We start from the raw sequence: 25,316 nt of genomic DNA, 5'->3' as shown, positions 1-25,316 counted from the left end.
TTGGCCCAAACGGTCGTTCGGTGAATAAGCCACTCTGAACCGTCTAAGGCAGTCCCGTAGATTTCGACCGTGAACGTCATTGACGTGAACGGGCCCATGCTGAACTGGTTCCCGGGCCAAGTCAGGAGCGCGCGATCTGTCTCGGCAGGGATGGCAATCGTGTCGACCCTCCGACAGGGCAAGCAGCGATACGCGTAGGGCTGCAACTCTATTTGACCCTTCGTCGAAATTGACAAGTTCATTCGGCTTCGTGCAAGCCGAGAGGGCTGGGGGTGCAGATGGGATGGATTGCGAATTGGCTTCGCCTGCCGGATGTCGGAGTGAGGCCACGGAAAGGCGCGCAGGTAGACCTGCTACGCTCTCCAAGCGCGGCGGCCGATGGCTAAAGCACAATCTTTTTCGTTTCCCAGGTGCGGTGTGGTCTCGCAAGCGCGGCTGCTTAGAATTGGCAGAGGGCGACGTGATCGCGCTTCATCTTGTCGTCGAGCGGCTGCGGGAAGCTGGGGTACGAGTGCGGTTCGACGGACGCCTGCGACGCTGGGACGGTGCGTCACCTGTTTGGACGTTGCTTGTGCGGGGAAAGCGCTAACGAAGAAGAAAGGGCCGCCTGATCGGACGACCCTTTCCGCTGGTCAAAATGATCGGTCTTAAATCCAGCCCCGGGTGAAATACGTTTAAGGATGAAATCTCGCTCCCGGACGTACGGATTGAAGCGGCAGATTGTTTCAGGATGATTTCGTCGCACATTAAATCGTTGTTCCGTCAGAGGAACACACGTCGGTGTGGCGATTTTAGCACGCCGCTGAATTACTAGCTGTACGGCATTGCTCTCGATTCCAGACTCAGACTTCTTTTGGTTGGGGTCGGAATTGGGGGGACTCGCGTGCACGGCGAAGCCGGATGCATCGTTTGCTGCCGAGCCAGAGCGCTGATTGCGCTTTTTCCGATGGCTGAAGGATGCGAGCTAAAGCTCTATGAATGTGCTGGCTGTGCTAGCAGCATGTGGCTAATCACTAGAGCATCGACGCCGAAGCGCGCGAGAGCAGAAGTGCAGTTCACGACAATCGACGCTGCGTTCGAGGCAGCGGCCTTCCAAGTACGCAGAAATCCTACCGCGCTGGTATAGGGATCGTGTCGACCCTCAGGCAGGGCAAGCAGCGGTAGGCATACACAGCCGGCAAACCTGCAATCTTTGGGAGTGTCGCAAGGTACTCCATGGGCCGCCTGCATTTGCCTGCAAATGAGAATAGGAGGATCGGCCCGCCTCATTCAAATGCCCTTAAAAAGCGGGCACCTTAAGGTTTTGGAATTCCGAGCGCACCTCCGGTCGAATACTGCCGATTATCGAAAATTGGCAGCATCTGCGGGGTCCGGGCTTTGCGCTCTGCGCATAGTAACGATGAGTTAGCTTGAACGTGGAACGTGAGAGAGTGCAGGCGCGTTCTGCTGGCCCCATCCTGCTGAACGCACCTTCTGGAAATGAAGCCCTAGCTCTGGCCGGAGCTAGGGTTTTTCCGTTTTCGGTTTGGCGTGGTGTCTCGGGACAGGCCGTCCTGCAGGCGATCACTTCTTCTTCGGGTTCTTGATACCGGCTGGCACATAAGCCTTCGGCGGCCACTTCCGAAACTCAACGCCTGTCTCTGTGAAGACGACACCCGCTGCGGCTAGCTCGCTCATTAGAACCAACAGCGTCGCTTCATGCGGCTCGCGCTTGCCAGTTTCAAGATCGGCTAGCGTGCTGCGATGTATCTTGCAGCCTTTGGATAGGTAATCCTGCGACCAACCAAGCAACCCGCGCGCGGCCCTAATCTGCGCTGCCAACAGGGAGAAATCTCGCTCAACCATTATTTCTGCGGACACATTGAAATCCGACCAATCGTCGGATAATGAATCGGACGATTATTGGAGAAAATATGCAGCCAAATCAATTGCCGACACCGGCCAATAACAATGTTTCTCCGGCCTTTTTGTTTGCCGGGAGCGCCGTCTTAGATGCTCACCTGGAAACCGCGTTGGATCAGTTCGTAATTGCGCTCGCCCGCAACCAAGCCCGTATCGACCACCTTCAGGCAATGAGCGCAGCCGATGACAACACGATCCACTAAGCGGGCCGCGATCTACTCGCGTTATTCGTCTGACTTGCAAAACGATAGGTCTATCGAAGACCAAATTGCTGTCTGCGAAAAGTTTGCAGCGAAGCAGGGCTGGAAGGTCGTAGGAAACTTCTATGATCGCGCCGCGTCGGGTGCTTCGATTTTTGGTCGGCCCCAGTTCGCAAAGATGGTCAGTGAAGCGCACGCAGGATCGTTCGATATTATCCTATCGGAAGACCTAGACAGACTGTCGCGTAGCCAGTCGGATATTGCACAGCTATTCGAAGATATGAATTTCGCGGAAGTGGAGATTCATACGATGGCTGACGGTCTGATCAATGAAATGCACATTGGTGTCAAAGGCACCATGAGCGCCTTGTTCTTGAAGGGGCTTGCTCAGAAGGTTAGGCGCGGACTCGGTGGCGTAGTTCGTCAGGGGCGTAGTGCGGGCGGCGATCTATACGGCTACACACCACGAAAGGGCGAAGCCGGCGTTCTCGATATCAATCCGGAGACCTCCGCAATCGTGCAGCGCATCTTCGAAGAATACGCTGCCGGTTCGTCGCCGCGCGCCATAGCTGCAGGGCTGAATGCGGACAACATTCCCGCGCCTCGTGGCGGTAAGTGGAACGCTTCCACGATCAACGGCAACACCGCGCGCGGGCAGGGCTTACTTCTAAACGAGCGGTACGTGGGTCGTGTGGTTTGGAACAAGAGGCGGTCGATTAAAGACCCAAAAACCGCGCGACGCGTGACCCGAACCAATCCTGAAAGCGAGTGGGTTGTTCAGGAGGTGCATGCGTTGCGCATCCTTGACGACGAACTGTTCGACGCGGTCCGAGCACGACGCCTTGAGGCTGGAACGCCTGCCTCTCGCAGGCGGCCTAAGTCTACCCGCCTTCTGTCTGGTTTGCTCTGCTGCGGTGCCTGCGGTTCCGGCATGTCGTTGATGGGCCATGACCGCTCCGGCCCGCGCGTCCAATGCACGCGCCATCGGGAAAGCGGTTCCTGCGACAACGGCACGCGGTACTATGTCGAGAAAATCGAGGGGCTTGTTCTTACCCGGCTGAAAGCGCAGATCGACAACCCCAAGCAAATGGGCAAGTTTGTCGAAGCCTATCTCGCCGAGAGGAGGGCGCTATCCGCGAGCGCGCGCCGCGATAGGACAAAGATCACGGCGCAGATTGTGGGCTGTCAGAAGGCAATCGACAACTTGATTGCCGCCGTCGAGAAGGGGCTCCTCGGAATGGAGGAAATTGCTTCTCGGCTGGAGCCTCAACGCGCTGAGAAGGCGCGGTTAGAGCGGGAGTTGGCAACGGCAGACGAGAAGATCGTTTCGGTAGACCTGCATCCCACTGCCGTGGCTCGCTTTAGGCAGAATTTGGAGCAAATCGCCGGTGCTGGGGATCGCGCAGACCCTCAAATCGCGGCCAGCTTTCGGGAGCTAGTTGAAAGCGTCGTGGTGCTGCCCAGAAAGCCCGGTGAGCCTTACACAGTGGAAACCCGTGGCCGGCTGGCAGCATTGATTGGGGCGCCCGTTGGGCGCCCTGAGGCCGTGCAGGCGGCCTTAACTATGGGGGGCAGATCGGCCCGCATAGGTAAGTCCGTTGTGTCGGCTAAACCAATGGTGCCGGCTGAGGGGATTGAACCCCCGACCTTCGGTTTACAAAACCCATCAGGCCCGTCGATCTGCAAACACAAAAGCCCCTGCAGCGCAGGGGCTTTTTGCGTTTTCAGGCCTTCGAAACCGCAGCCTCAGATCCTGAATTTGATCCTGTTTGGGTTCGGCCGAGCATGACGCGCTGCTTCTCCTCGGGCGTCAGATAGGCCAGATACATCTCGGTGGTCTTGACCGAGGTGTGGCCTAGCCGCTGCTGCAAAATGTAGATGGAGCGGCCGCTTTTCAGCCAAAGAACGGCGTGCAGGTGCCGCAGATCGTGGAAGCGGAAGGGGCGAAAATCCTGATCCTGTTTTTGGGCCTGGGCGGCGACGCGTTTGACCAGGCGATCGAAGTTCAGGTTTGAATAGCGCTCCGCCGGCCGCTGGCCGAGCCTGGAGCGTGTCTTCGCCTCGCGCCGGTGCCAGAACAGGGCCTTGGTCTCGATCGACGCCGGCAGCGTCGACAGCGTCGCCCAGCCATAGTCCTCGCCGTCGTCGACCAGGTCGATGACGCGCAGCTTGCTGCGCTTGCCGACGATCGTGAGCTGCCTGCGGTCGCGATCGAGGTGGCGCCGATCGGCTTTGACCAGCTCGTCATAGCGCGCGCCGGTCTTCATGGCGGACACGATCAGCGCGGCCTTCAGGCCCGGCGCCGCATCGATCACCATCTGCACATGCGCGAGCTCCGGCAGCACGATGGGATCGCGGCGCTCCTTCAGGCGTGACTTGCGCCGGCCGGCCGGCTTCAGCCAGGCCATCACCGGATTGTCGTTGCGCCAGCCTTCGTCGACGCACCAATCCATCACCGAGGACAGCGCGGTGAGATCCCGCTTGATGGTGGCGATCGAGGCGGTGACCGGATGCTTCCGGTTGGTCGGCACGCGCGCGACAGTCTGGCGATCGCGGACGATGTCGCCGATCAGCCTGGTGTCGATCTCGTCGACATAGAGGCCTTCCAGATGCCCCTGCAGCGTCGCCAGCGAGCTCGCATAGCGCGTCAGCGTCTTGGGGCTGATCTGGGAGGCGATGAAGGTGGCCCAGCCGTCCATGGCCTCGGCAAAGGTCCGCCGCGCGTCGCCGTAGCGGAACAGCGCTACCTGGCGGTCGCGCTCCGTGCGGCGGCGAGCTGCCGCAATTTTTGGATCGTCTGTCCGTAGTGACCATTTGAGGTCCTGGCCGCCGACCTGGACGCGGCCATAGAGGACGTCACCACGCCAGAAACAGCCCTTCGGGGCTTTAGGTCTCGTGCTCTTTGGCATGCGGCCTCCTCGCAAGCTCGCTGGTAATCCTGCAGCAGTGCGAGGTCAAACGTCCAGATGCCCCGGGGCTTGGCCGCCCCCGGGATTTCGCCGCGCTGGGCCATGTCCCGTACCGTGCGCGCCTCGAGGCCGAGCAGGGCGACGGCATAGGCGACCTTGACGCGCTCGGCGGGGGGCGGGGGCATCAGACCTCCGCCCGGGGCGTCTGGCCGAGCGGCGCCTCGATCACCTGCACGGCGATGCGGCGGCACAGCTCGCCGGTGTCGTCCATCACCCGCGCCATCACATCTTCGCACCGGCCGAGCGGCAGAGCGAGGCCTGCGCGGGCAAGCTCGACCTGGAGGATCATCGCCATGGCGGTGGTGGCGCGCGCGGGGGTGATGCTCATGCGGCGCTCCTCTGCATCGGCCGCCAGGAGCGGCGGACGCCGCCTTGCGGCCTGGCCCTCACGATCATCTCGCCCGTGTCGGATCGAACATGAGCGAATTTGTGCGTCATCAGATGGCCGCCTTCCGCGATCGACCACAGCAGCCCTTCGGCCTCGAGCAGCTGCAGCTGGGCACGCACCGCGTCGACCGACCAGCGCTCCAGCAAGCCGGCGATCTCGCGCGCCGACAGAAAACCTTCCCAGCGCAGATAGACCAGCGCCGTGCGCAGCAGCGGATAGCTGTCAGGCTGCCGCATCGGAGCCTCCTGCCATGGCCTCGGTGACCGCGGCCTGCCGGGCCGCGACCAGCGCATCGTCGGCAAGCGCGAGCACGTCGCCATAGCGAAAGCCGTGCGCCGTGAGGATGCGGATGGCCTCACGCTCGGTTTCGGGAATGCCGGCCTTGCGCAGCTGCTCGGCCATGGCGGCGACGATGTCCTTGGCGTTGGCTGGCTTCATGGCAGGCTCGAGGTAATGATTGTGTCGTCTGGGAGCTCGGCGAGACGTTCGATCAGGTTGCGAAGACGTTGGCTGAATGCTGCGCCCTCCCTGAACCATTCCTCGATCTCGGCCGCATCGAGCGTGTCCGGCATGGCAACCGTCGGCACCTCGCAACCCGCAGCTCGAATGGTGCGGATGTTGTGCTGGAAGCGCCGCACGCGTTCGTCCATTGGCAATTCGGGGCCGTGTCGCAGCAATTGGTCCTTTGGCCAGCTCGTCATGCCACCACCTCCGCCATCTGCTTGTCCTGCCGCCGCTGCGCGACGATGCGGGCGGCATCGGTGTGGGCTTTCAGCTGCGCACCGGTCCAGCCCATCCGGATCAGGTCGCCGAAGACGACGCCGTCGTTGCGGGTGGTCTGCACGATGAAATCGTCGGCGAGCTGGCTGACAGCCGCCGGCCCGTCGAGGTCGGCGCGACAGGGCGGCAGTGCGCTGGGGGCGAGGCGCTCCGCCAAATCAAGCTTCTGCCGCTCCGCCTCGGCCTGCTCGGCGAGCTCGGCTTCATAGGCGCTGCGGGCGGCGAGGCAGGAGTGAAGCGAGGCGCCGCGCAGCATGCGCCGGCCGGTTTCATCCATCACCGGCAGGACGTGGCGGCCGGCTTTCGGGTGCGCAAGATCGAGGAATCGGCGGATGTTCGGCAGCCAGGCGAGGCTGTGCAGCTTCAGCTGATACTTGAAATCGCTTTCTGAAATGTCGGTGGTGGTGGCCTGGCGCGGCATGTCCGTCTCCCGTTGGCGAAGCGGGAGGGAATGTCGATCTCTACATGAAAGATGTCAACATGAATTATGTTGAATGCCACCAAGCGCCGACCATCGCCGCGATCAGAAGCCCGGCCAGCGCCAGGATCCAGAGCTTGACGATGATGCCGCCGCCGGCCCGGACGGCACGGTCGAAGCGCTGGCCAGCGGTGGCCGGCATCGTCCAGCCGATGATGATTCGCACGGCCGCCATGATCAGCGCCAGCATGATCGAGCCGACGGCGATGACGACCAGCGCGCCCATCAGCTGGTGCCTTTCAGCGCCCGCTGCAGCAGCCGGCGCTTGCCGGCGGCATCCAGGCTCTTCCACTTGCCGCGGCGCACGACCGAATGCACCTCGGTGGCGCTCGCGATCTTGACGTTGCGCATCACCGGCGCGTTGAAGCTCTCGAGGTCGAACTGGCCCTTGCGCGCGCCATGCACGATGCGCTTCAGGAACCGGTTTCCCTCCGACGTGGTCACCAGGCTTTCGAAGTTGAGCAGCTCGAACGGCGGCTGCTCGCGCTTCAGCACGATGATGACGTCGCCGTCATCATAGCGCGGGAACATGGAATCGCCGGAAACGCGATAGGCGGCGGCGTTGTCCGGCAGCGGGAAGGGGACCTCGATCTCCTCGAGACCGTCCGGGCCGACATTCTCGGCGCTGGTGTCGATGACGCCGCCGGCGCCGACCAGGCCCTCGACGATGACGACGTTGCGCCGGGCCTGCGAACCCTCCTCGGTCAGCAGCCAGCTGGCCGTGACCTTGAAGGCGCGGGCATACTTCTCGGCGACATCCACAGAAAATTCGTTCTGCCCGTTTTCGTGCGCGGCATAGGTCGACGCCGGCCAGCCGAACTTCTTCGCCGCAGCCATCGCCGAGCTAAATCCAGCCTTTTTTCGCGCCGCGCGCAGTCGCTCGCCCATGGTGTCCATGGGGCCATAATCACAAATCGTGTTGACACAAGTCATGTTGACCGCATCAACACGAATCATGTAGGCCGTTGACATGGCACAAGCTGATTCGCGCATCATCGGTTCGGGCACCGCCGCTTCAGACAAGACGGTCGCCGACGTGTTCGCCGTGTTCGGCGGTCCGGCGGCATTCGCCCGCACCTTCGGTCTGAAGAATCCTTCGACGGCTTCCGAGATGAAGCGGCGCGAGAGCATCTCGGTTGGCCTTTGGCCGGCGATCGTGGCCGAGGGCGCGGCCCTCAACGTCGAGTGGCTGACCTATGAATGCCTCACGCTGATGCACGCCAAGACCTCGCTGCTGGCTGGAGAAATCCGATGAGCCGCACCCTATGTTCCCGCTTCGGAACCCGCGAGGCGGCAAGCGCCCCAATTCGCGGCAAATTTAGCCCTGTGGATATCTCGCTTTCCCGAATTAGACGGGCGTTGAGGGCCACTGTGGACGGCTGTGGAAAACACGTTCCCGGCCTGCATTTCAAGGGGTTTTCGAACATCGGCGCGCCGCGCCTGACCGACATTCGCGAGGGGCCGACGATCTAGCCCTTCGCCCGCCTCAGTAACCACCACGCGTTTCGCATCCACCAGCGCCGGACCTCATCCGGCGAACGAGGAGACGTGTCTCATGATCATGGCGAAGCTCCTGATCTCGCTCGCATTGGTTTTCATCGCGCTCAGTTTGGCATCCGCGATGACGCTTGGCCGACGGTCGCGACAGCCGTCGGCCAAGCACCCTTCGTTCGGCTACGCGCGCGCCGAGCTCGAGGCGCTGACATCGCGCGCCGATGCGCGGGCCGCGGCCGATCCGCTTGGTTTAAGGCGCCCTCTCTTTTTCAGCTCCGCGCGGTCGCCCTCCGCCGGTGAGGCGGACGGCGGGGGCCTGGTGCAGCCGGGGTACTCCGCCGTCCGCAGTTTCTCGGTGGTCAGGGGAGGGCGCGATGGCTGAGATCGCGTTTGCCACCCATCGTATCGCCAACATGCTGGCCGTGCGCGCCATGCGTCACGCCGCGGACTTCCGGGCGAGTAAGGACGATGCGGCCGCGCTCGCCGCCCATGCCGACAGGCTGCAGCTGGATCTGATGATCGCCGATCCCGCATCGAGCAGCCTGCTCGATCCCGTGCGGCTGCTCAACGTCGCCATGATGCGGACGGCCCGCGCCTATCTCGCCGACCCGCAGTCCGCGCTGGACAGCCGGGCGTGGCGCTGGCTGCAGGTGATGAACTCGCTGGTCGAGCTCGTCGACGATGAGCGCAGGCGTTTCGCGCGCGAGCACGAGGTCTCGGCATGAGGACCCTCTCGCGCACGCTCAATGATCTGATCCTTGTCGTCGAGGACACGCTGACCAGGCCGGCGCGGTACCAGACCATCGTGGCCGACCGGAAGTTTCCCGATCTCGCCGCCGAGATCCGCGTGTTCGACGCCAAGCCCGCCGAGCACGCCCGCTGCACCAACGCCGCGATGGCGATCGTGCATCTGCTGGAGGCCTTCTACGCCAGCGATTGCGAAGCAACCTCGCCCTGGCTCTCGGCCGTCGGCGCGGCGCTCCCTCTGCTGCGGACGGAAGCCTGGCAGGCCCTGCGCAACGAGAAGGCGCAATCGGCGCCGGAGGAGTACCGGCGATGAGGCGGATCTATGTGGCGTCGTCCTGGCGCAACTCCTATCAGCCCGATCTGGTTGCGCACCTGCGTATGGTCGGCCATCAGGTCTACGACTTTCGCAACCCCTTCAACGGTATTCCCGGCTTTGCCTGGTCGGAAATAGATCCGCAATGGCAGGCTTGGTCGGCGGAAGAATATCGCCGGCTTCTGACGACGTCGCCAATCGCCGCGCGCGGATTCGTGAACGACAAGCGCGCGATGGAATGGGCCGACACGTGCGTGCTGGTGCTTCCGTGCGGCCGCTCGGCCCACCTTGAGGCCGGCTGGTTCTGCGGCCAAGGCAAACGCTGCATCATTCTTACCCGCGACGGTGAAGAGCCCGAGCTGATGGCCCTGCTCGCGACCGACATCTGTGTCTCCGTCCAGGAAGTGCTGGAGGCGCTGAAATGAACGCGCCAGCTCCGATGTCCCAGGCCGAGTTCGACCAGTGCTGCGGCCAGTGCCTCGCTGGCGTTGCGCTCGATCATTACGGCGCGATGGAGAGCGTTGCGCTCGATCGCGTCTGTGAAAATTGCCCGTTGATCTCGGCGTCGGCGGAGTCGATCGAGAAGGCGCTGAGCGAGGCGAGGGCGCAATGACACACGACCCCGATCACCCCGACACCGTCAGGCTCGTCGAGGCGCGGCTTGAAGTCGCGCTGCATGCGGCGCGATCGAATGCACTCGGCATGCCGTCATCGGTCGAAACGCTGCGCGCCATGCTCGACCGCGCCGGCCTCGCGCTGGTGCCGAAGGACAAGACCGGAGGAGGGCGGTGATGGCGCAAGCGTCTAAACTTCGCGCTATAAAGGCAATGAGCGTGCCGGATCTGAAACCTGCGACCGAGTTTGGGCCGAAGCCCCGAGCAAAATGGGTGGCACCAACCAGCTTGATGGTCGATGGCACCTATCAGCGTGATCTCTCCGAGCGATCGATCAGGTTGATCCGCCGCACCATCGAGACTTTCCGCTGGAACCGCTACAAGCCGCCGATCGCGGTGCAGACCGGGCCTGCGACGCTGCATGTGATCGATGGACAGCACACCGCGATCATCGCAGCGACCCTGAAGATTCCGGAGATCTTGATCCTCATCGTCGGCGCCGAGAGCGTCGACGAGCGGGCGCGGGCCTTCGTCGGCCACAATCTCGACCGCATCAAGGTTACGCCATTCGACATCTATCGGGCACTCCTGGCCTCCGGTGATGAAGATGCCGTCGATGTCGACAATGTCTGCAAACGAGCCGGAGTCCGCATTCGGGTGATCTCACCGTCGTCGGCGATCGCCGAAGGCGATACGGCCGCGCTCGGCCTGGTGCGCCGGCTCGTCAAAAAGCGCGGCGTCGTTCCGGCGCGCAAGGTGCTGCAGTGCTTGGTCAAGGCCAAGCGAGCGCCGATCACTGGGGCCGAGATCCTCGCCTCCGAATACATCCTTTGCGAGGAGCGGAAGAACATTGATCTCGATGCTCTGACGGCAGCGATGCGGATTGAGGGGACTGACGGACTTCTAAGGGCGCACGCCAAGGCCAAGACCGAGGGGCAGCCGATCTTCCGTGAAGTTGCAAACCGCTGGCTCCGCAGGATCGATCGGAGCCATGACGCATGAGTACGCTGCGCGACGACCTTGTCGAAAGGCTGGAGCAGGAGAACGACGAGCTCCGCGAGCGCATCCGCGTGCTCGAGGAGATGGTCGGGATTCGGATCGAGGTGCCGCTCGTTTTCGGCCTCACCAGCCACGAGGCCATGCTATTCGGGCTGCTGTTGAAGCGCGATCTCGTCACCAAGGAAATGGCGATGGTTGGTCTCTACGGCGACCGACCGAACCTCGATCCCGAGATCAAGATCGTCGACGTCTATGTCTGCAAGGCCCGGAAGAAGCTGAAGCGTTTCGGTGTCGAGATCGAGACGGTATGGGGGCGCGGTTATCGCCTATCGGCCGAATGCAAGTCGATTGCGCAAGGCCTCCTCGACCAGGCGAGGCCAGCATGACCCTGCTTGCCGCCTACGATCGCGCCCGAGCCGCGCTGGTTGAGGCCAGAGAGGTCAGGGACGTCCTGGAGATCCGGCTGCAGCTCGAGCACGTCAAGCTGCATGCGAAGAGTGTGCAGAACCGCGAGGTGCTGATTGAGGCGACGGTGCTGCAGATGGAGGCCGAGCGCACGCTGGGCGGCATGCTGCGTCAGCTGCTCGCATCCGGCCAGATCGCGGAGGGCCGGCGGCCGAAGGGCGACACAGCGCGCGTCACGCTCGAGGAGATCGGCATCGCGCGCAAACTGTCGGCGCGGTCGCAACAGGCCGCCGCGATGCCGGCGGCGGAGTTCGCCGCGCTGTGCCAGGCGACGCGCGAAAAACTGTTCGCCGGCCGCGCCATCCTGGTCGATCCGATCGACAATGCCGGCATCATCCATGGCGCCCGGTCGATCATGTCCAGCCGGATTGAGCCCGACGACAGCCTGGACTATTTCCCGACGCCGCCATGCGCCACGCGGGCGCTGATCGAGATCGTGCTGCCGCACCTGAAGGTGACCGTGTCCGATGCCAGGGCGCGCGAGCCGGCCTGCGGCGAGGGGCACATTGCCGAGGTGCTGCGCGAGTATTTTGCCGAGGTGTTCGCCTCCGACATCTTCGACTACGGCTACGGCGACGTCGCAAACTTCCTCGACGAGCACACCAGCCAGACGGCCGACTGGTTCATCACCAACCCGCCGTTCGACGACAAGGCAGAAAGCTTCCTGACCCGCATGCTCGCGCTCGCCCGCGTCGGGGTCGCCATGTTCGTCCGGCTGCAATGGCTGGAAGGCGAGGGGCGCTATGAGCGCATCTTCGATCCCGCCATGACGCCGCCGACCTGCATCGCCTTCTTCTCGGAGCGCATCGCGCTGTGCAAGGGCCGCTGGGATCCCGAAGGCGGCACCGCCACGGCCTACATCTGGCTCGTCTGGATCAAGGGCCGCAAGCCGCAGGCGCCGTTCTGGATCCCGCCTGTCGTCGTCGCAGAGCTGACCAGGGCCGACGATGCGGAGCGGTTCACCACAAACCCAGTGACGCGGAGGGTGGCGGCATGACGGCGGCTACGATTGAGCCCCATCGCTTCCGGCCGCGGCTCTGGCGCGATCGCGATGCCTGGAGCGAGCACGAGGTGCGGCCCTGCGGCGTGCGCGGCGAGCTCGGCTGGCTCGGTGTGCCGCCGGCGCCGGATCTCAGCGACTGCCTGGTCGCACGTCCCCGGCCCCATCTTCTCGCGATCTGGGAGCCGATCCTGACCAAGGCGCCGGGCCCGCATTTGGCGCAGGCATGGTGCTGCTACATCAACACCGTGATCTTCTATCACAGGCCCTACATCGTGCGGCCATGGCGCAGGATCTACGAAAGCCACGGCCGTCTCACGCATTGCTCGCCCGGCGGCGGCTTCGAGGAGTGGGATCAACTCGAGACCCGCTTCCGATGGGACGAATGCGTGTCGTTCAAGGGCGACGTCTTCCAGGTCAGTGGCGGCCGCGTGCTCTGGGCCAACGCCCCGGGCGAGCCCCGACGCTGGTGGATGCGCCGCGGTGCACGCCGGATCCGGCAGGAGCGGGCGGCATGACCCATCGCCAGCGCCCTGCCGATCGCCGCGCCCATGAAACCATCGCCATCGAGCACGGCAACCAGCGCTACAAGATCGGCCTCGGCCGCGAGCTGCAGCCAGGACAGACGCTTGGCCCGATCGTCGAGGTGTTCCTCAACGCGCAGAAGGTGAACTCGTCGCTCGACGTGCTGGCCTCCGACGGCGCGATCCTGATGTCGCTGCTGCTGCAGCACGGCTGCCCGCCCGACGTCATTTGCCATGCCATGAAGCGCAACCCCAATGGCACGCCGGCGTCACCGCTCGGTGTGGCGGCCAGTTACCTCATTGAACAGTCCGAGCAGGCTTCGCGCAGCGATGCCGTCGCCAACGGCAATCAACCCAAGGGAGACTGACAGTGCGATCGATTTACCTGAAGGTGCCCATCAAGAACCTCCGTCCAGGTCACGAAGCGCCGAACCATCCTGGCAATGCGCGCGTCACCGGCCGCGAGGACGGCATAGCGGAGCTCGCTGCGCACATTCACGCCCGCGGCAAGATCGATGATCTCCTGGTCTATGACGACGGCGTGCCCGACATCTATTTCGTCGCCAACGGCAACCGTTCGCTGGCTGCGCTGCGGATGATCTATGGCGAGGAGTCCTCTGAGCTGGTCGATTGCAAGTTGACCACGGCCGAGCGGGCTTTCGAGGACTCGCTGGCCGTCTCGGTGACGGCGAAGAAATTCCATCCGGTCGACGAATTCGAGGCCTATGCCCGACTCAAGACCGAGCACGGCAAGAGCGAGGAGGAAATCGCCCGGCAGTACGGCATGACCACCCGCGAGGTGCAGCAAGCGCTCGCGCTCGGCGGCAGCCTTTCGCCGCATGTGCGCGATCTCTGGCGGCAAGGCAAGATCGATGCCGAGGTGGCGCATGCCCTGCCGATGGTCGGTGACCATAAGGCCCAGGACGCCTTGCTCAAGAAGCTGGAACCCGAGGGCGATTACGAGGATCTGTCGGCCTGGCGCATCAAGAACGAACTGAAGATCGATGACGCCGGCAAGCTTGTCGAATTCGTCGGCGTCGAGCAGTATGTCAAGGCCGGCGGCAAGGTCACGCTGGATCTGTTCGGCGTCGACCACAAGGTGTCCAACGCCAAGCTGGCCAAACGTCTCGCTGACGAAAAGCTGCAGGAGGAATGCAAGGCACTCATGGCGGCCGGCTGGAGCTGGGCGCTGCCGCAGGATGCGGTGAAGAATTTCCGGCAGAATCATTCACCGCTCAATATCGCGGACGCCGAACCGACCGCCCAGGAGAGGGTTGAGCTCGATCAGCTCGAGGCGATCCTGCCTGAAGATCCGCTTTACGATGATCCCATCCCTTACGGGGCGATGACTGGCAGGCAGCGCGCGGCGTACCTGCGCAAGCGCCAGATCGAGCAGGATATTCAGCAGCGGCCGTTCACTCCAGCGCTGCGGGAAAAGGCCGGGTGCTTCGTCTCGATCGACGATGACGGGTTGCTGGAGATTTCCTACGGCTGGGTCAAGGCCGCAGAGAAGGCAGCGGCCGCGCGCGCGGTCAAGCGAGCCGACGCCGACGCCGCGGCCGATCATGGAGAGGGTGTCGGCACGGCCGCGAGCCGGAAGCCGGCGCCGGAGCCGACCGATATCTCAAATGCCCTGCGCGATCGCCTCGAGGCGGTGCTGATCGACGCGACCAAGGATGCGCTGCTGGCCGCGATCGACACCGAACTGCTCAAGTCGCCGCTGTCACACATCCTGGCGCGGCTTGTGTCGAGCCAGATCAATGTCAACGGGATGTCGGTTCATATCTATAGCCACGGCACCAAGGACAAGCTGCCTGCGATCCGTGAGGCTCTGCCGGCGATCCTTGTCAATGGAGCGATCGCCAAGCGCTTCGATGCCGAGGATTACTTCAAGAACGCGCCGAAGAAGCTCGTCACCAAGGCGATCGCGGAGACCATCAATGCCGACGAGGCGCGCAAGGCCGGCGCCGGCAGCAAGGCCGACCTGGTCAAGTTCGCCATGACAAACGTCGCCAAGGCCGGCTGGCTGCCGAAGGAGCTGCGCACGGTGCACTACGTCGCGCCGGCGGCGAAGAAGGCGGCTGGTAAGGCCAAGGCACCGGCGAAGACCGCGGTGGCCAAGGTCGCGAAGAGGGTGGCTAAGAAGCCCGCCAAAAAGCCGGCGAAGAAGAAGTAGCGCCATGGCGGGCGAGGCGCATGACGGCGTGGTGGAGTTTCGGCCCGAGACGATCGGGCGCGAGGTGATCCTGCTCGGGCGCGTCCAGGTCGGCGAGATCATGCGCAACGATGGCGCGCGCCACCAGGCCTGCTTTCGCCTGATGCTGCCTGAGGCCTCGGCGTCGACGACCTGGCGCCCGGCGCGCGACGTCGTCGAGGCGCGGCGCCTGGCGCTGATCAAGATCAACGATTGGCTCAACGCGGCCGGGCTGGTGCCGGCGGGAGGGGCGTGATGGCGGAAGATAGGTTAGTCGCTCACTCATCTGCCGAAACCGTGCAGGCGCGAGGCTTGGAACCTATCCTCAGCAGCTTAATGCTTGCCACCCTTGACCGCGCCACGACATCCCGTCCAGCGCTTCGCGCGAAGTTCGCTGAAATCCTTCGGGGCCAGTTACGCGGTGAACCGCAGTCACCGCGCGTGTCGCTTCTCGACGACGAGTTGCTGATTGAATGGGGCCGTCCGGACGTCGCCATCTCCATTGACGACGACGGTTTCGGCTACGCGGTCCGACGCGGCGATCAGTTTGAACCCGGCGTTTCCGATAAATGGTCAGGTGCCGTCAGCGAAATCCGCGCGGCACTCGCGCTCTCGCGCCCAAATGGGTGATCGATGAAGCCGCCAGGCCCCGCCACGCTGTTCAAGATGCAGTATCACGCCCAGCTCGAGGTCGAGCGGATCGAGATCGGCCAGGACGCGCTGGTCGCGGAAGGCCTGCTGAAGGAGCCAGACGCCAGCATCGTCGAGCGCCGCGATGCCTTTGCCGGCATCGTGCGGCTGCTCGACATGATCCAGAGCGATCCGGTCATCCTGGAGCAGCTCGACTACCGCAAGAAGTTTGCCGCGAAGTTCAGTGCAGAGAAGGCGGCCGCTGCGATCGAGGCCGGCGCCGGCGCGATCGAAATCGAGGCCGACGAATGAGCCGCCTCACCACCGCCGAGCTCGACGACATCAAGGCGCGCAACCCGATCGCCGAGATCGCGGCCGGCTACACAAAACTGCGGCGCATGGCGGGGCGGCTGGTCGGGCCGTGCCCGATCTGCGGCGGCCGAGTCACGTCCAGTCGCTTCGAGGTGTTCGAGAAGGATGCGAGCTGGGCCTGCGCGGTGTGTCCTGACGGCGGCGACGTCATCCGCCTGGTCGAAAAGGTCGAGGGTTGCGACTTCAGGGGCGCGATCGAGCGGTTAGGCGGCCGGCGCGAGATCGATGCCGCGCAGGCCAGGCGCCTATTCGAGGCGCGCGAGAAGAAACGCATGGCGCGCGATGCGGCGAGCGAGAAGTATCGCGAGGCCGAGCGCAAGCGGCTGTGGCAGGCATGGTCGAAGGCGGAGCCGATTCACGGCAGCGTGGCCGAAGTTTATCTCGCCGCGCGCGGCCTGCAGCTGCCGATCGCCTGCTCGGGGCTGCGCTTCAATCCGCATGCGCCCTATTTCCACGGCGAGGAGGTCGACGGACACGGCCGCAAATCGCCCGTTGTGCTGCACAAAGGTCCGGCGATGCTGGCCGCCTTCATCCGGCCGGACGGCAAGTTCGGCGGGCTGCATACCACCTATCTCTCCTCCGAGGATTCGCCGAGGAAGATCGAGCTCAATGATCCTGAGACGGGCGAGCTGCTCAACGCCAAGAAGATGCGCGGCTCCAAGGCCGGCGCCCATATCGCGATCGTAATGCGCGATGCGCCGGCGCGATTGATCGTCGGCGAGGGGATCGAGACGGTGCTGGCGGTCTATACCGCATGGGCGGAAGCGGGCCGCTCGATCGAGGACACCGCCTTTTGGGCCGCCGGCGACCTCGGCAACATGGCCGGCCGCGCGATCAAGTCGGTGCCGCATCCGACCCTGACGCACCCCAACGGCCGCACCATGAGCGTGCCGAACGACATGCCGGATCCCGATGATCCGGGCCTGTCGATTCCGGACAGCGTCACCGAGCTGATCCTGCTCGGTGATGGCGACAGCGAGCCGGTGCTGACCAGGTTCGCCATGCTGCGCGCGGCCAGGCGGTACAGCCGGCCGGGCCGGGTCATCCGGATTGCGATGGCGCCGGCGGAGATGGATTTCAACAACGTGCTTCAGGCGCGGGAGGTTGCGTGACCAAGCGTGCGCTTTACTTCGGCTGCCGCAATGAGTGCGGTCACTACCTTCACGAAGGCACCCGCGTCATCTGGGATCCTCCGCGGGAGTGCGATTGGTGGACGTTGGCGTTGATGGATGGCGGGCTTCTCAAGAACGGCAAGCATCGCGACGTCTATGACGGCAGGGTGTTCTGGACCTGCGGCGGCCGCGACGATCTCTGGTATGCGTTCTTTTGGTGGGACAATAGCGTCGATTGCCGTGGCGCCTCCAACTCCGGCTTTTACGTCGGCGGATTCGGTCCGGAGGTGCTGACGCCTGAGACGGCGCGCGAGAACGCGAAACTGGCGTTTGCCTATGCCTGCGAGCAATACCCATGGGTGGTCAAGCGCCAGCATCATCCCTTGGTGCTGCAAGCATGACCACAGAAGCCGTCCTCGAACTGATCGACGCTGCGCCTGAATTCGCCGAGCCAGAACCATTGTCGGCCGAAGATCTGCGCCGCGCCGGCCTGGCCGAACTCACCAGCGCGCTGGCACAGCTGCGCGCGGCCGAGAGCGAGGCGCGCGAGCCGACCCTGCGCGCGATCGCCGAGCAGCTCGGCCAGCTGGTCGGCGCCGGCGCGATCGTCGAGGCCTTCGCCAAGGCTTCGCTCGAGGAGGCGGCCGCCGGCGCCGGCCTGATCCGCGATCTCGGCGCCAGGCCCGTCAAGGCGGCGATCGCGGCCGGGCTGAAGGTCGGCAAGAGGGCGCCGCGAGATCTCATCGCACTCGCTGCCGCGGCCGCGGGGGATTCTTTTCAAAGCCAGCTGCGCCCGGGCGAAGCCCGGAATAGCGCAGCTGACCGCCTGTCTTCCTTCTCCGGCGACGAGGCGCCGCCAGGCACAACCCTCGCATCTTCCTTTTCGTCCTCTTCGTCCCCCCGGTCCCCCCTTGGGGGCGAGAGCGAAGAAAGCAAAACCCTCGCAAACGAGGATGATGACGGCGAGGATCTGCCGCCGGCGGACGAGATCAGCGCGGAGACGTTCCGGGAGTGTGCGGCGCTGGATCAGTCCGATGTCGATAACGGCAAGCGGCTGATCGCCTATTTCGGGCGCGACCTCCTGGTGCGGCAGGAAGACGATGTCGCCGCCGGGCAAATGCTGGCCTGGACCGGCACGCATTGGGATCTCGCCGGCGGCGAGGCGCTGGCGCATCTGATCGGCCAGCGCGTCGGCGACATGATCAAGCTCGAGGCCGATTATCTCGAGCTCACGCCATCGGAAGCGCGCGCCGTGGCCGCGGCCGATGCGGCGGCCAAGGAGCTGAAGCAGCTCGGGCCGCCCGATGCGCCGGAAGCGTTTGCACGCATCGAGCAGCTCGAGGACATCATCGCCGCCGGCAAGAAGGCCCGCACGGCGCTGTCGACGCGCAAGACCAACCGCCGCAAATGGGGTGTCTCCACCAAGAACGCGGGGCGGATCGCAGCGATGTTGAAATGCGCCGCGCCGCATCTGCGCCGGCATCCCGACGCCTTCAACGCCGATCCCTTGAAAGTGGCGACGCTGTCGCACACGCTGACCTTCGTGCCCGTCATCGATGAGGAGGATCCGGAGGAGGGCGGCGGCCGTCTCCTGGTTGACCGCGAGAATGGCCGGGTGCAATACCGCCTGCGCGCCACGCGCGGCCACGATCGCGCCGACATGCTGACCGCCGTCGTTCCCTACAAATACGATCCGAAGGCCAAGCGGCCGCACTTCGATGCGTTCCTGGATCTGTTCCAGCCGGAGCCGCAGAAGCGGCGCACCGTGCAGCAATATTCGGGGATGAGCCTGACGGCGCAGCCTGTGCAGCGCGTGATGTACCACACCGGCACCGGCGGCAACGGCAAGAGCGTCTATCTCGAGGTGCTCAGCCGCGTGCTCGGCGACGGGCTGTCGGTCGGCGTGCCGGCGGAAACCGTCTCCGGCCAGGCGCAGAACAATCCGAGCGCGCCGACGCCCGACATCGCGCGCTGCTACGCCAAGCGATATCTGCGCATCGCCGAGCTGCCGAAGGATGCGCCGCTGAAGATGGAGACCATCAAGAAGCTGACCGGCGGCGAGCGATGGCCGGTGCGCACCATGTACAAGGGTTATTTCGAGTTCAAGCCGACCGCCAAGCCGCATATGAGCGGCAATGGCGAGCCGAAGTTCGACGGCTCGGACGGCGGCATGCAGCGGCGCCTGATCATCGTGCCCTGGAGCGTGACGCTGCCGACCGAGAAGCACCGCGACTTCGAAGATGTGGTGGCGGAGATCGCCGCGGAAGGATCCGGCATTCTCAACTGGCTGATCCAGGGCGCCGAGGATTTCCTCAACAGCGGGCTGATCATCTCCGAGGATGTGCTTCAGACCACGGCCGAGCATTTCGCCGAGATGGATCCGGTCGGGCAATTCGCCGAGGCGCATGTGCGCGCCGATCCCGGCGGGCTAGGGGTGCCGGCGCGCGCGATGTTCCACGCCTACAAGGCCTGGTGCGAGGTCAACGGCAAGGCGCACATGCACGAGACCCGCTTCGGCCGCACCATGAAGAAGAAGATCCGGCGCGACGACAGCAAGCGCGTGCACGTCTATGTCGACGTGATGCTGCACGACGTGCCGGAAAGCAGCAGCGGACCGCCGGCGCACGACCAGGTGCCGCCGCATCGCGATGACCCCGGAGAGCAGGAGTTTTGAGGTGAGTGTTGCAGAACGGACACCGAGGGTTCGCGTGTGCGCGAGGGTTTGGCGAGGGTTGGTCAAAAACCCTCGCGCGCCGAATTGTTGTTGGCGTTCAACGGCATGCGTTTGTGTTGCGAGGGTTGCGAGGGTCTCGCGCGCGCATACACGTGCGAGGAGGGAGCGGACGCGCAGCATGCAGGGCGGAGGGGCGCTGAAAACAGCCAGACAAAATTCAGGCTTCATACGAGGCAAACCCTCGCAACCCTCGCATCTTCCTTCCAACCATCGGAGATCATTTCAGAAACTCAAATATTAAACCCTCTCCAGACTCTCGCAAAACCCTCGCAAACCCTCGCAAGAGATAACTGGATAGGTTTTGGGATCGTTATTGAGGCCTTAGGCAAGCTTTCGATATCGGTCCTGAGAAACTGTTCCCGCCGGGTACAGTTTTTCGAAGCCCCGCTGACCAGCGGGGGACGGCCAACAAATCGGCTGCAAAACGAGATGTTGGAGCATCACGATGAACGAACCGAAAGAGCCAGTGCTGCTCGCCATCGGCGATTTTGCGGGCTTTGTGGAGTATGTCGGCAAGCGTCGGACCAAGGATCAGAAACAGCGCTGGCGCCTGATGCAGGTACCGGATCGGCTCTACAAGAGCGACATGCGGCTGCTCGAAAAGATGCAGGTCGAGATCTATCAGCCGTTGGTGCGCAGCCTCGTTTTCGTGCCGCGCAACAAGCTGTCGCATTCGCAGCGCCGCAACGCGCTGCGGCCGACGCGCGAAAAGGTCGAGCCGTTCTTCCCCGGCTACATCTTCCTGACGTTTCCGGAGGATGACGATCGCTGGCGCGAAGTGTTCAAGATGGTGCGCATCACCGGGCTCGTCTGCGCCGGCGGCCGTCCGGTCGAGGTGAAGACGGAGATGATCGAAAGCATTCGCGCGCGTGAAATCGATGGCGCCGTGCCGTCGACCGAGAAGCTCGCCGACTTCGCCTTCGAGATCGGGGAGACCGTGCGCATCGCGGACGGGCCGTTTGCAGGGTTTAGCGCGGTCGTCGAGGATCTGTCGGGCCTGTCCGAAGCGAAGCTTGGTGATCTTACGCTCGACCAGCTTGACGAATCGGTGAGGGTGGGACTTCTAATGAGCCTGTTCGGTCGGTCGTCGCGGATCAATCTTCCGGCGGCCCAGATCGAAAAGGTATAGGCCTCGGAGCCAAGGCTAAGCCGGCGGAACCGGTAAGCAGCCCCGATCAAGCCCCGGCATCAGCCACGCTCTCAGCCACGGCGGCGTGCTACTGCATAGGAAAAGCCCTTCGCGTCCTCGCGGAGGGCTTTCGCATTTGCAGGGTATGGGCTGCCGCTGCAACGAACGACGGATCGCCATCGTGCACGGCGTGCGCGCTGTCGTGCGCGGCGATGCCGAGCAGGCTGCTGAGCAGGCGCGCTTCGTGGTGACGTCGACGGTCGAGGATGCCTCGAGCCTGTTTCGGGCCAAGGTGGCCGCGGCTGCGGCGCGGATGACGAGGCGCTGATGCTGTCGATCAACTACGATCTGTCGAGCCTGAAGAACATCAGCAACGCGCTGCATGCCGCCGGCGACAAGATGCCGTTTGTGCTCAACCGCGCCATCAACCACACCGGCGACAAGGCGTTGACGCAGATGCGGAGCGTCCTGGTCGGTCAGACCGGGCTGAAGCGCCGCACGCTGGTGCGCGCGCTCAAGAGCACGAGGGCCTTCGGCGCCGGCGCCTATGTGATCCGCAGCAAGGGCGGCGATATCAGGCTGAAGTTCTTCGCGGCGCGCGAGACACGCAAGGGTGTGTCGGCTGCGCCCTGGAACAGCCGCCGTATCTATCCGGGGACGTTCATGAAGGGCGGCCGTTTCCCCAATCGCAAGCCGCTCAATCTCGGCGGCGCCGTGCTCAAGCGCGTCGGCAAGAGCCGCCATCCGCTCGAGACCATCCGCTCCGGCCTGTTCATCCCCGAGGAGATGGTGAAGGGGCAGTCCGAAGCCGCCTTCTTCGCGGTCATCGACCGGGATCTCCCGGGACGTATTGCCCATGAGCTCTATCGCGTCCTCGGCTAGCGGGTCCTTCCCAGCCACCCCTCCACCGCGGCCCGAAATGGGCCCGGGGGTTCGCCAGTTGGACGGGGTTTGAAACTGACCTGACACGCCTGACACGGCTGACACATGACCCCTGACACACGCCCTGACGCGCCGGACACGGGGCTCTGGGTCAGCATCTCGGAGCTGGCGGGGCTGAAGGGCGTCAAGAAGCAGTCGATTTCCGAGAAAGTTAGCCGGCTGGTTGATGCTGGGCGGCTGACGGTGAGGGCGGGGAAGGGCAGGACCAAGCTCGTTAACCTGGCGCAGTACGATCTTGCGGTCGGGGAGGTTGGGGACGGCGCGCGGGAGCTCGGCGCTGCGACCAAAGCCGCCATTGCGGGGCGCTCTCCGGCCGCAACGACTGCGCCGAACGCAGATAGCGGCCGGTACCGCGACGAGCAGGCCCGCGACAAGGCCTATTCGGCCGACCTGAAGTTCATCGAGCTGGAACGCGCCCGCGGCAATCTGCTGCCGGTCGCCGAATTCGATGCGGTCGCCGAGGATGCCGCCGGTCGCATCGCCGACGTCGTCGACGGCCTGATGGCGCGGGACTCGGAATTGACCGCGATCGCGGTGAAGGAGGGCGAGAACGGCATGCGCGCGGCGCTGAAGCGCATCTGCCGCGCCAATCGGGAAGCGATCGTGCGCGCGATGAAGGACATGGCGATGACCGCCCGGGCCCGCGCGCAAGCCGCCGCCGGCGCCGTCCCGATCCAGGCCGAGATGATACTGGCCGATGACGATCCAGTTCCTGCAGACGGCGTATGATCGGCTGGCGTCGGTGTTTGACGGGGCGTTGTCGCCCCGCGAAGAGATCTCCTTCGCCGACTGGCTGCCGAAGAACGTCAAGCTGGTCGACGGGCCCAATGCCGGCGAGCTGTGGAGTGCCGCCGGCGCGCCGTACCTGGTCGAGATTGCGCGTTGCCTGAGCGATGATCACCCCTGCACGGAGGTGAGCATCCGCAAGAGCGAGCAGTCGGGTGCCTCGATCCTCGGTTTGGCCTGGTGCCTCTACATCGCCGACTGCGAGCCGGCCAACACGCTCTACGCCACGCCCGGCATCGAGTTTTTGCGTGACCTGAACAACGCAAAACTGCAGCCGATGATCGAGGCCTGGCAGAAGCACACCAGGCGCGATGGCATCGGCAGCAACAAGCCGCCGGTGATTTATCCCTTGGCGCGCAACGTCGCGGGCTCGACGACCTTCGAGAAGGTGTTTGCCGGCGGCCGGCTGTGGCTCGCCAACGCGCATTCCGTGATGGACATGAGCGGCAAGACCGCGAAGAAGGGCGTGCGCGACGAGTTTTCGAAGTGGCAGAACATTCCGGGCTTCGGCGATCCGGACACGCTGTTCAAGGGGCGCTTCACCGCGTTCCGCCGGCGCAAGAACTTCAAGATCCTGAACATCTCGACGCCCGAGGTCGACACCGGCGATTCCTCAGGCGATACCGAGGGCCATTGCCGCATCACGCTGAAATTCGAGCGCGGCGACCAGCGCTACTGGAATTGCCTCTGTCCGGAGTGCCGAAAATTCTTCGTGCACCGGTTCGAGCGCTTCCAGATCGACGAAAAGCACCCGCAACGCTCGGTCTATCTGTGCGATTGCGGCCACAGCGTCAGCGAGAGCGAGCGCCTTGATGCGGTTCGGTCCGGCCTCTGGGTGCCGGAGATCGCCGACGAGTTCGCGCGGCAGCCGAGCTTCCACATCGACGCCTTCATCTCGCTGATGATGAGCTACGAGGCGATCGCGGAAGACTATCTCGGCTCGCGCAAAAGCGAGACCGCGAAAAAGGATTTCTCGACCCTGAAGATGGGCCGGGCCTACCGCTTCCGCGGCGACGCGCCGGACCACATGCGGCTGTTCGAGCGCCGCGAGGATTACCGCCGCGGCCACGTGCCGCCGCCGGCGCTGCTGCTGGCGATCGCGGCCGACGTGCAGAAGACCGGGATCTATTACGAGGTGCTCGCGGTCGCGCCGAACCGCGAAAGCTGGGTGATCGACGCGGACTTCCTGCCGGGAACGACGACCGATCACGATGATGGCGCGTTCCTGGAGCTGACCAAGCTCTATCATCGCTCCTGGCCGGACGCGTACGACAACATGCGCCGCCCCGACACCTTCGTGATCGACGCCAACTACAACACCGGCGCGGTCAAGACCTGGACGCGGATGCATCCGGGCACGCAAGCCGTGATCGGCCGCGACGGCTGGGGGCGCCCGCCGCTGTCGGCGGCGACGCCGCAGGACATCGACTACCGCGGCAAGACCATCAAGGGCGGCGCCACCGTGCGCTTCGTCGGCACCTGGCCGCTGAAGAGCACGTTCTATGCCTATGTGAGCCTGACCGCGAAGGCCGACGGCTCGGCGCTGGTTTATCCGGTCGGCTATTGCCATTTCGGCCAGTTCCAGGACGAGGCCTACTTCAAGCAGATCACCAGCGAGCACCTGGTCGAGCAGAAGAAGGGCGGCAAGTCGGCGAAGATCCGCAAGCAACAGGTGTGGGACGTGCGGGCCAAAGGCCTCGACAACCACTACCTCGATTGCCGGATCTACAACATGGCGGCGCTGGACGCGTATTTCGCCAGCTTCACTGCCGACGATTGGGCGCTGCTCGCCTCTGAGCGTGGCATCCCGGAAGATCTGCGCAAGCCGGATCTGTTCTCACCACGCGCCTTCCAGCGCGGCGCCGACATGGTGACGGGCGAGATGCCGATCGAGACGCCGAAGGCCGATGATCCGTGGGCGCGGCTCGCCGAGATGAACCGAGGCATTTGAATGTCGATCGACGCAATCAGGACCAGGTTGGATCTCCTTCAAGAATATCGGGAGGTCGAACTGTACGGCGACGCTCTTATGCGACAGCTCGCTCGGGCCGGAGGGATGACGTTTGGGAAGGTCGTCGATGATCTCGACGCAGCGTTGCTGTCGCGTGATCGCCAGACGATCCGCGATTTCTTTGCGAGCAGATCCAACTGATGACCGACCTCGAGTTCATGCTTGCCATGTTGGAACGCGCCAAGATTGCGTTCGAACGGAGCATTGTCGACGCCGATTTGCAGCACGCGGGCTGCACCGAGCTCGTGATCGAACGTGGTTATGTCGGCTTCGTGTCCTGCCTGTACTTTGACGCCGCCGGCGCACTTGTCTCGATCGAGGCCTATGAATGACCGACCAGGAGATGCTCGACCAGGCCAAGGCGGCGCTGCATCAGCTGATGATGGGCGTCGCTGTCGTCGAGTGCGAATGGCAAGGCCAGCGCACCAAGTTCTCGGTCGCCAATGCCGACCGGCTGCGCGCCTACATCGCCGAGCTCGAGGCGCGCATCGCCGGCCAGCCGTTCCGCGGCGCCATGGGATTTGTGTTCTGAG

The 25,316-nt window shown here is 64.1% G+C and carries 39 protein-coding genes; 30 read left to right on the top strand and 9 right to left on the bottom strand.

The window, feature by feature from the left end; translation table 11 throughout:
* Nucleotides 1–1,563 precede the first annotated feature (1,563 nt).
* Nucleotides 1,564–1,860, bottom strand: a complete 297-nt coding sequence (locus XI06_RS15770; protein ID WP_237861328.1) for a helix-turn-helix domain-containing protein — start codon at nt 1,858–1,860, stop codon at nt 1,564–1,566.
* 53 nt (nt 1,861–1,913) lie between these two features.
* Here XI06_RS15770 and XI06_RS15765 point away from each other — a divergent pair, with 53 nt between their 5' ends.
* Both XI06_RS15765 and XI06_RS15760 read left to right on the top strand, forming a co-directional pair.
* Nucleotides 1,914–2,105: a hypothetical protein gene (locus XI06_RS15765; protein WP_237861330.1), complete on the top strand. Its 192-nt coding sequence runs from the start codon at nt 1,914–1,916 to the stop codon at nt 2,103–2,105.
* Nucleotides 2,086–3,891 carry a recombinase family protein gene (locus XI06_RS15760; protein WP_271605826.1) on the top strand — a complete coding sequence of 602 codons (1,806 nt, stop codon included), beginning with the start codon at nt 2,086–2,088 and terminating at the stop codon, nt 3,889–3,891. Before XI06_RS15765 ends, XI06_RS15760 begins: the two co-directional genes overlap by 20 nt.
* Here XI06_RS15760 and XI06_RS15755 read toward each other — a convergent pair.
* The 8 genes from XI06_RS15755 to XI06_RS15720 all read right to left on the bottom strand — a co-directional run bounded on the left by XI06_RS15755 (nt 3,827) and on the right by XI06_RS15720 (nt 7,614).
* Nucleotides 3,827–5,011 (bottom strand): tyrosine-type recombinase/integrase, encoded by a 1,185-nt coding sequence (locus XI06_RS15755; RefSeq protein WP_271605825.1) that lies wholly within the window; start codon nt 5,009–5,011, stop codon nt 3,827–3,829. The genes XI06_RS15760 and XI06_RS15755 overlap by 65 nt on opposite strands.
* A 184-nt stretch (nt 5,012–5,195) precedes the next feature.
* On the bottom strand, nt 5,196–5,399 hold the full coding sequence (locus XI06_RS15750; protein ID WP_271605824.1) for a hypothetical protein: 204 nt from the start codon (nt 5,397–5,399) through the stop codon (nt 5,196–5,198).
* Nucleotides 5,396–5,695, bottom strand: a complete 300-nt coding sequence (locus XI06_RS15745; RefSeq protein WP_271605823.1) for a hypothetical protein — start codon at nt 5,693–5,695, stop codon at nt 5,396–5,398. The genes XI06_RS15750 and XI06_RS15745 overlap by 4 nt, the downstream gene beginning before the upstream one ends.
* Nucleotides 5,682–5,897, bottom strand: a complete 216-nt coding sequence (locus tag XI06_RS15740; protein ID WP_271605822.1) for a hypothetical protein — start codon at nt 5,895–5,897, stop codon at nt 5,682–5,684. Before XI06_RS15740 ends, XI06_RS15745 begins: the two co-directional genes overlap by 14 nt.
* Complete coding sequence (locus XI06_RS15735) at nt 5,894–6,160, bottom strand: hypothetical protein (protein ID WP_271605821.1); 267 nt, start codon at nt 6,158–6,160, stop codon at nt 5,894–5,896. The genes XI06_RS15740 and XI06_RS15735 overlap by 4 nt, the downstream gene beginning before the upstream one ends.
* Entirely contained in the window at nt 6,157–6,660 is a 504-nt protein-coding gene (locus XI06_RS15730) for a phospholipase (protein ID WP_271605820.1), read from the bottom strand. The genes XI06_RS15735 and XI06_RS15730 overlap by 4 nt, the downstream gene beginning before the upstream one ends.
* A 64-nt stretch (nt 6,661–6,724) precedes the next feature.
* Complete coding sequence (locus XI06_RS15725) at nt 6,725–6,943, bottom strand: hypothetical protein (RefSeq protein WP_271605819.1); 219 nt, start codon at nt 6,941–6,943, stop codon at nt 6,725–6,727.
* On the bottom strand, nt 6,943–7,614 hold the full coding sequence (locus tag XI06_RS15720) for an XRE family transcriptional regulator (protein WP_271605818.1): 672 nt from the start codon (nt 7,612–7,614) through the stop codon (nt 6,943–6,945). Before XI06_RS15720 ends, XI06_RS15725 begins: the two co-directional genes overlap by 1 nt.
* Before the next feature lie 73 nt (nt 7,615–7,687).
* Between XI06_RS15720 and XI06_RS15715 the strand changes: the two genes are divergently transcribed.
* The 28 genes from XI06_RS15715 (at nt 7,688) to gpW (ending at nt 25,315) form a co-directional block, all read left to right on the top strand.
* Nucleotides 7,688–7,972, top strand: coding sequence for a hypothetical protein (locus tag XI06_RS15715; RefSeq protein ID WP_271605817.1), 285 nt, complete (start codon nt 7,688–7,690; stop codon nt 7,970–7,972).
* Nucleotides 7,969–8,190, top strand: coding sequence for a hypothetical protein (locus XI06_RS15710; protein ID WP_271605816.1), 222 nt, complete (start codon nt 7,969–7,971; stop codon nt 8,188–8,190). Before XI06_RS15715 ends, XI06_RS15710 begins: the two co-directional genes overlap by 4 nt.
* 82 nt (nt 8,191–8,272) lie before the next feature.
* Entirely contained in the window at nt 8,273–8,593 is a 321-nt protein-coding gene (locus XI06_RS15705) for a hypothetical protein (RefSeq protein ID WP_271605815.1), read from the top strand.
* Nucleotides 8,586–8,936 carry a hypothetical protein gene (locus XI06_RS15700; RefSeq protein WP_271605814.1) on the top strand — a complete coding sequence of 117 codons (351 nt, stop codon included), beginning with the start codon at nt 8,586–8,588 and terminating at the stop codon, nt 8,934–8,936. The genes XI06_RS15705 and XI06_RS15700 overlap by 8 nt, the downstream gene beginning before the upstream one ends.
* Complete coding sequence (locus XI06_RS15695; RefSeq protein WP_271605813.1) at nt 8,933–9,271, top strand: hypothetical protein; 339 nt, start codon at nt 8,933–8,935, stop codon at nt 9,269–9,271. Before XI06_RS15700 ends, XI06_RS15695 begins: the two co-directional genes overlap by 4 nt.
* Nucleotides 9,268–9,696 carry a hypothetical protein gene (locus tag XI06_RS15690; protein ID WP_271605812.1) on the top strand — a complete coding sequence of 143 codons (429 nt, stop codon included), beginning with the start codon at nt 9,268–9,270 and terminating at the stop codon, nt 9,694–9,696. The genes XI06_RS15695 and XI06_RS15690 overlap by 4 nt, the downstream gene beginning before the upstream one ends.
* A complete protein-coding gene (locus tag XI06_RS15685) occupies nt 9,693–9,884 on the top strand; it encodes a hypothetical protein (protein ID WP_271605811.1) in 192 nt (63 codons plus the stop codon). Before XI06_RS15690 ends, XI06_RS15685 begins: the two co-directional genes overlap by 4 nt.
* The gene (locus tag XI06_RS15680) at nt 9,881–10,063 is read left to right on the top strand and encodes a hypothetical protein (protein ID WP_271605810.1); all 183 of its coding nucleotides are present in this window, start codon (nt 9,881–9,883) and stop codon (nt 10,061–10,063) included. Before XI06_RS15685 ends, XI06_RS15680 begins: the two co-directional genes overlap by 4 nt.
* Before the next feature lie 95 nt (nt 10,064–10,158).
* Nucleotides 10,159–10,887, top strand: a complete 729-nt coding sequence (locus XI06_RS15675; RefSeq protein WP_271605809.1) for a hypothetical protein — start codon at nt 10,159–10,161, stop codon at nt 10,885–10,887.
* Nucleotides 10,884–11,270: a helix-turn-helix domain-containing protein gene (locus XI06_RS15670; protein WP_271605808.1), complete on the top strand. Its 387-nt coding sequence runs from the start codon at nt 10,884–10,886 to the stop codon at nt 11,268–11,270. The genes XI06_RS15675 and XI06_RS15670 overlap by 4 nt, the downstream gene beginning before the upstream one ends.
* Nucleotides 11,267–12,346: a hypothetical protein gene (locus XI06_RS15665; protein WP_271605807.1), complete on the top strand. Its 1,080-nt coding sequence runs from the start codon at nt 11,267–11,269 to the stop codon at nt 12,344–12,346. Before XI06_RS15670 ends, XI06_RS15665 begins: the two co-directional genes overlap by 4 nt.
* Nucleotides 12,343–12,867 (top strand): hypothetical protein, encoded by a 525-nt coding sequence (locus tag XI06_RS15660; protein ID WP_271605806.1) that lies wholly within the window; start codon nt 12,343–12,345, stop codon nt 12,865–12,867. Before XI06_RS15665 ends, XI06_RS15660 begins: the two co-directional genes overlap by 4 nt.
* Complete coding sequence (locus XI06_RS15655) at nt 12,864–13,241, top strand: hypothetical protein (protein ID WP_271605805.1); 378 nt, start codon at nt 12,864–12,866, stop codon at nt 13,239–13,241. The genes XI06_RS15660 and XI06_RS15655 overlap by 4 nt, the downstream gene beginning before the upstream one ends.
* A 2-nt stretch (nt 13,242–13,243) precedes the next feature.
* Nucleotides 13,244–15,049 (top strand): ParB/RepB/Spo0J family partition protein, encoded by a 1,806-nt coding sequence (locus tag XI06_RS15650; protein ID WP_271605804.1) that lies wholly within the window; start codon nt 13,244–13,246, stop codon nt 15,047–15,049.
* Nucleotides 15,050–15,053: 4 nt separating this feature from the next.
* Complete coding sequence (locus XI06_RS15645; RefSeq protein WP_271605803.1) at nt 15,054–15,323, top strand: hypothetical protein; 270 nt, start codon at nt 15,054–15,056, stop codon at nt 15,321–15,323.
* On the top strand, nt 15,323–15,697 hold the full coding sequence (locus tag XI06_RS15640; protein ID WP_271605802.1) for a hypothetical protein: 375 nt from the start codon (nt 15,323–15,325) through the stop codon (nt 15,695–15,697). Before XI06_RS15645 ends, XI06_RS15640 begins: the two co-directional genes overlap by 1 nt.
* Nucleotides 15,698–15,700: 3 nt before the next feature.
* On the top strand, nt 15,701–16,009 hold the full coding sequence (locus tag XI06_RS15635; RefSeq protein ID WP_271605801.1) for a hypothetical protein: 309 nt from the start codon (nt 15,701–15,703) through the stop codon (nt 16,007–16,009).
* Nucleotides 16,006–17,181 carry a DUF7146 domain-containing protein gene (locus tag XI06_RS15630; protein ID WP_271605800.1) on the top strand — a complete coding sequence of 392 codons (1,176 nt, stop codon included), beginning with the start codon at nt 16,006–16,008 and terminating at the stop codon, nt 17,179–17,181. Before XI06_RS15635 ends, XI06_RS15630 begins: the two co-directional genes overlap by 4 nt.
* Nucleotides 17,178–17,582 (top strand): hypothetical protein, encoded by a 405-nt coding sequence (locus tag XI06_RS15625; RefSeq protein ID WP_271605799.1) that lies wholly within the window; start codon nt 17,178–17,180, stop codon nt 17,580–17,582. Before XI06_RS15630 ends, XI06_RS15625 begins: the two co-directional genes overlap by 4 nt.
* Nucleotides 17,579–19,855, top strand: coding sequence for a DNA primase family protein (locus tag XI06_RS15620; RefSeq protein WP_271605798.1), 2,277 nt, complete (start codon nt 17,579–17,581; stop codon nt 19,853–19,855). Before XI06_RS15625 ends, XI06_RS15620 begins: the two co-directional genes overlap by 4 nt.
* Before the next feature lie 505 nt (nt 19,856–20,360).
* Nucleotides 20,361–21,044 carry a transcription termination/antitermination NusG family protein gene (locus XI06_RS15615; RefSeq protein ID WP_271605797.1) on the top strand — a complete coding sequence of 228 codons (684 nt, stop codon included), beginning with the start codon at nt 20,361–20,363 and terminating at the stop codon, nt 21,042–21,044.
* 136 nt (nt 21,045–21,180) lie between these two features.
* Complete coding sequence (locus XI06_RS15610) at nt 21,181–21,372, top strand: hypothetical protein (RefSeq protein ID WP_271605796.1); 192 nt, start codon at nt 21,181–21,183, stop codon at nt 21,370–21,372.
* Nucleotides 21,372–21,926 carry a hypothetical protein gene (locus tag XI06_RS15605; protein WP_271605795.1) on the top strand — a complete coding sequence of 185 codons (555 nt, stop codon included), beginning with the start codon at nt 21,372–21,374 and terminating at the stop codon, nt 21,924–21,926. The genes XI06_RS15610 and XI06_RS15605 overlap by 1 nt, the downstream gene beginning before the upstream one ends.
* A 105-nt stretch (nt 21,927–22,031) precedes the next feature.
* Nucleotides 22,032–22,715 carry a hypothetical protein gene (locus XI06_RS15600; protein WP_271605794.1) on the top strand — a complete coding sequence of 228 codons (684 nt, stop codon included), beginning with the start codon at nt 22,032–22,034 and terminating at the stop codon, nt 22,713–22,715.
* Entirely contained in the window at nt 22,684–24,723 is a 2,040-nt protein-coding gene (locus XI06_RS15595; protein ID WP_271605793.1) for a terminase gpA endonuclease subunit, read from the top strand. The genes XI06_RS15600 and XI06_RS15595 overlap by 32 nt, the downstream gene beginning before the upstream one ends.
* Nucleotides 24,724–24,924 carry a hypothetical protein gene (locus tag XI06_RS15590; protein WP_271605792.1) on the top strand — a complete coding sequence of 67 codons (201 nt, stop codon included), beginning with the start codon at nt 24,724–24,726 and terminating at the stop codon, nt 24,922–24,924.
* On the top strand, nt 24,924–25,115 hold the full coding sequence (locus XI06_RS15585; RefSeq protein WP_271605791.1) for a hypothetical protein: 192 nt from the start codon (nt 24,924–24,926) through the stop codon (nt 25,113–25,115). Before XI06_RS15590 ends, XI06_RS15585 begins: the two co-directional genes overlap by 1 nt.
* Nucleotides 25,112–25,315, top strand: a complete 204-nt coding sequence (gene gpW, locus XI06_RS15580) for a gpW family head-tail joining protein (protein ID WP_271605790.1) — start codon at nt 25,112–25,114, stop codon at nt 25,313–25,315. The genes XI06_RS15585 and gpW overlap by 4 nt, the downstream gene beginning before the upstream one ends.
* Nucleotide 25,316: the final 1 nt, after the last annotated feature.

The sequence above is a fragment of the Bradyrhizobium sp. CCBAU 11434 genome (genome assembly GCF_028128895.1).
GTDB lineage: Bacteria > Pseudomonadota > Alphaproteobacteria > Rhizobiales > Xanthobacteraceae > Bradyrhizobium > Bradyrhizobium zhengyangense.
Note: the sequence above shows the minus strand (reverse complement) of the source record. Positions and strands in the feature narration are given on the sequence as shown.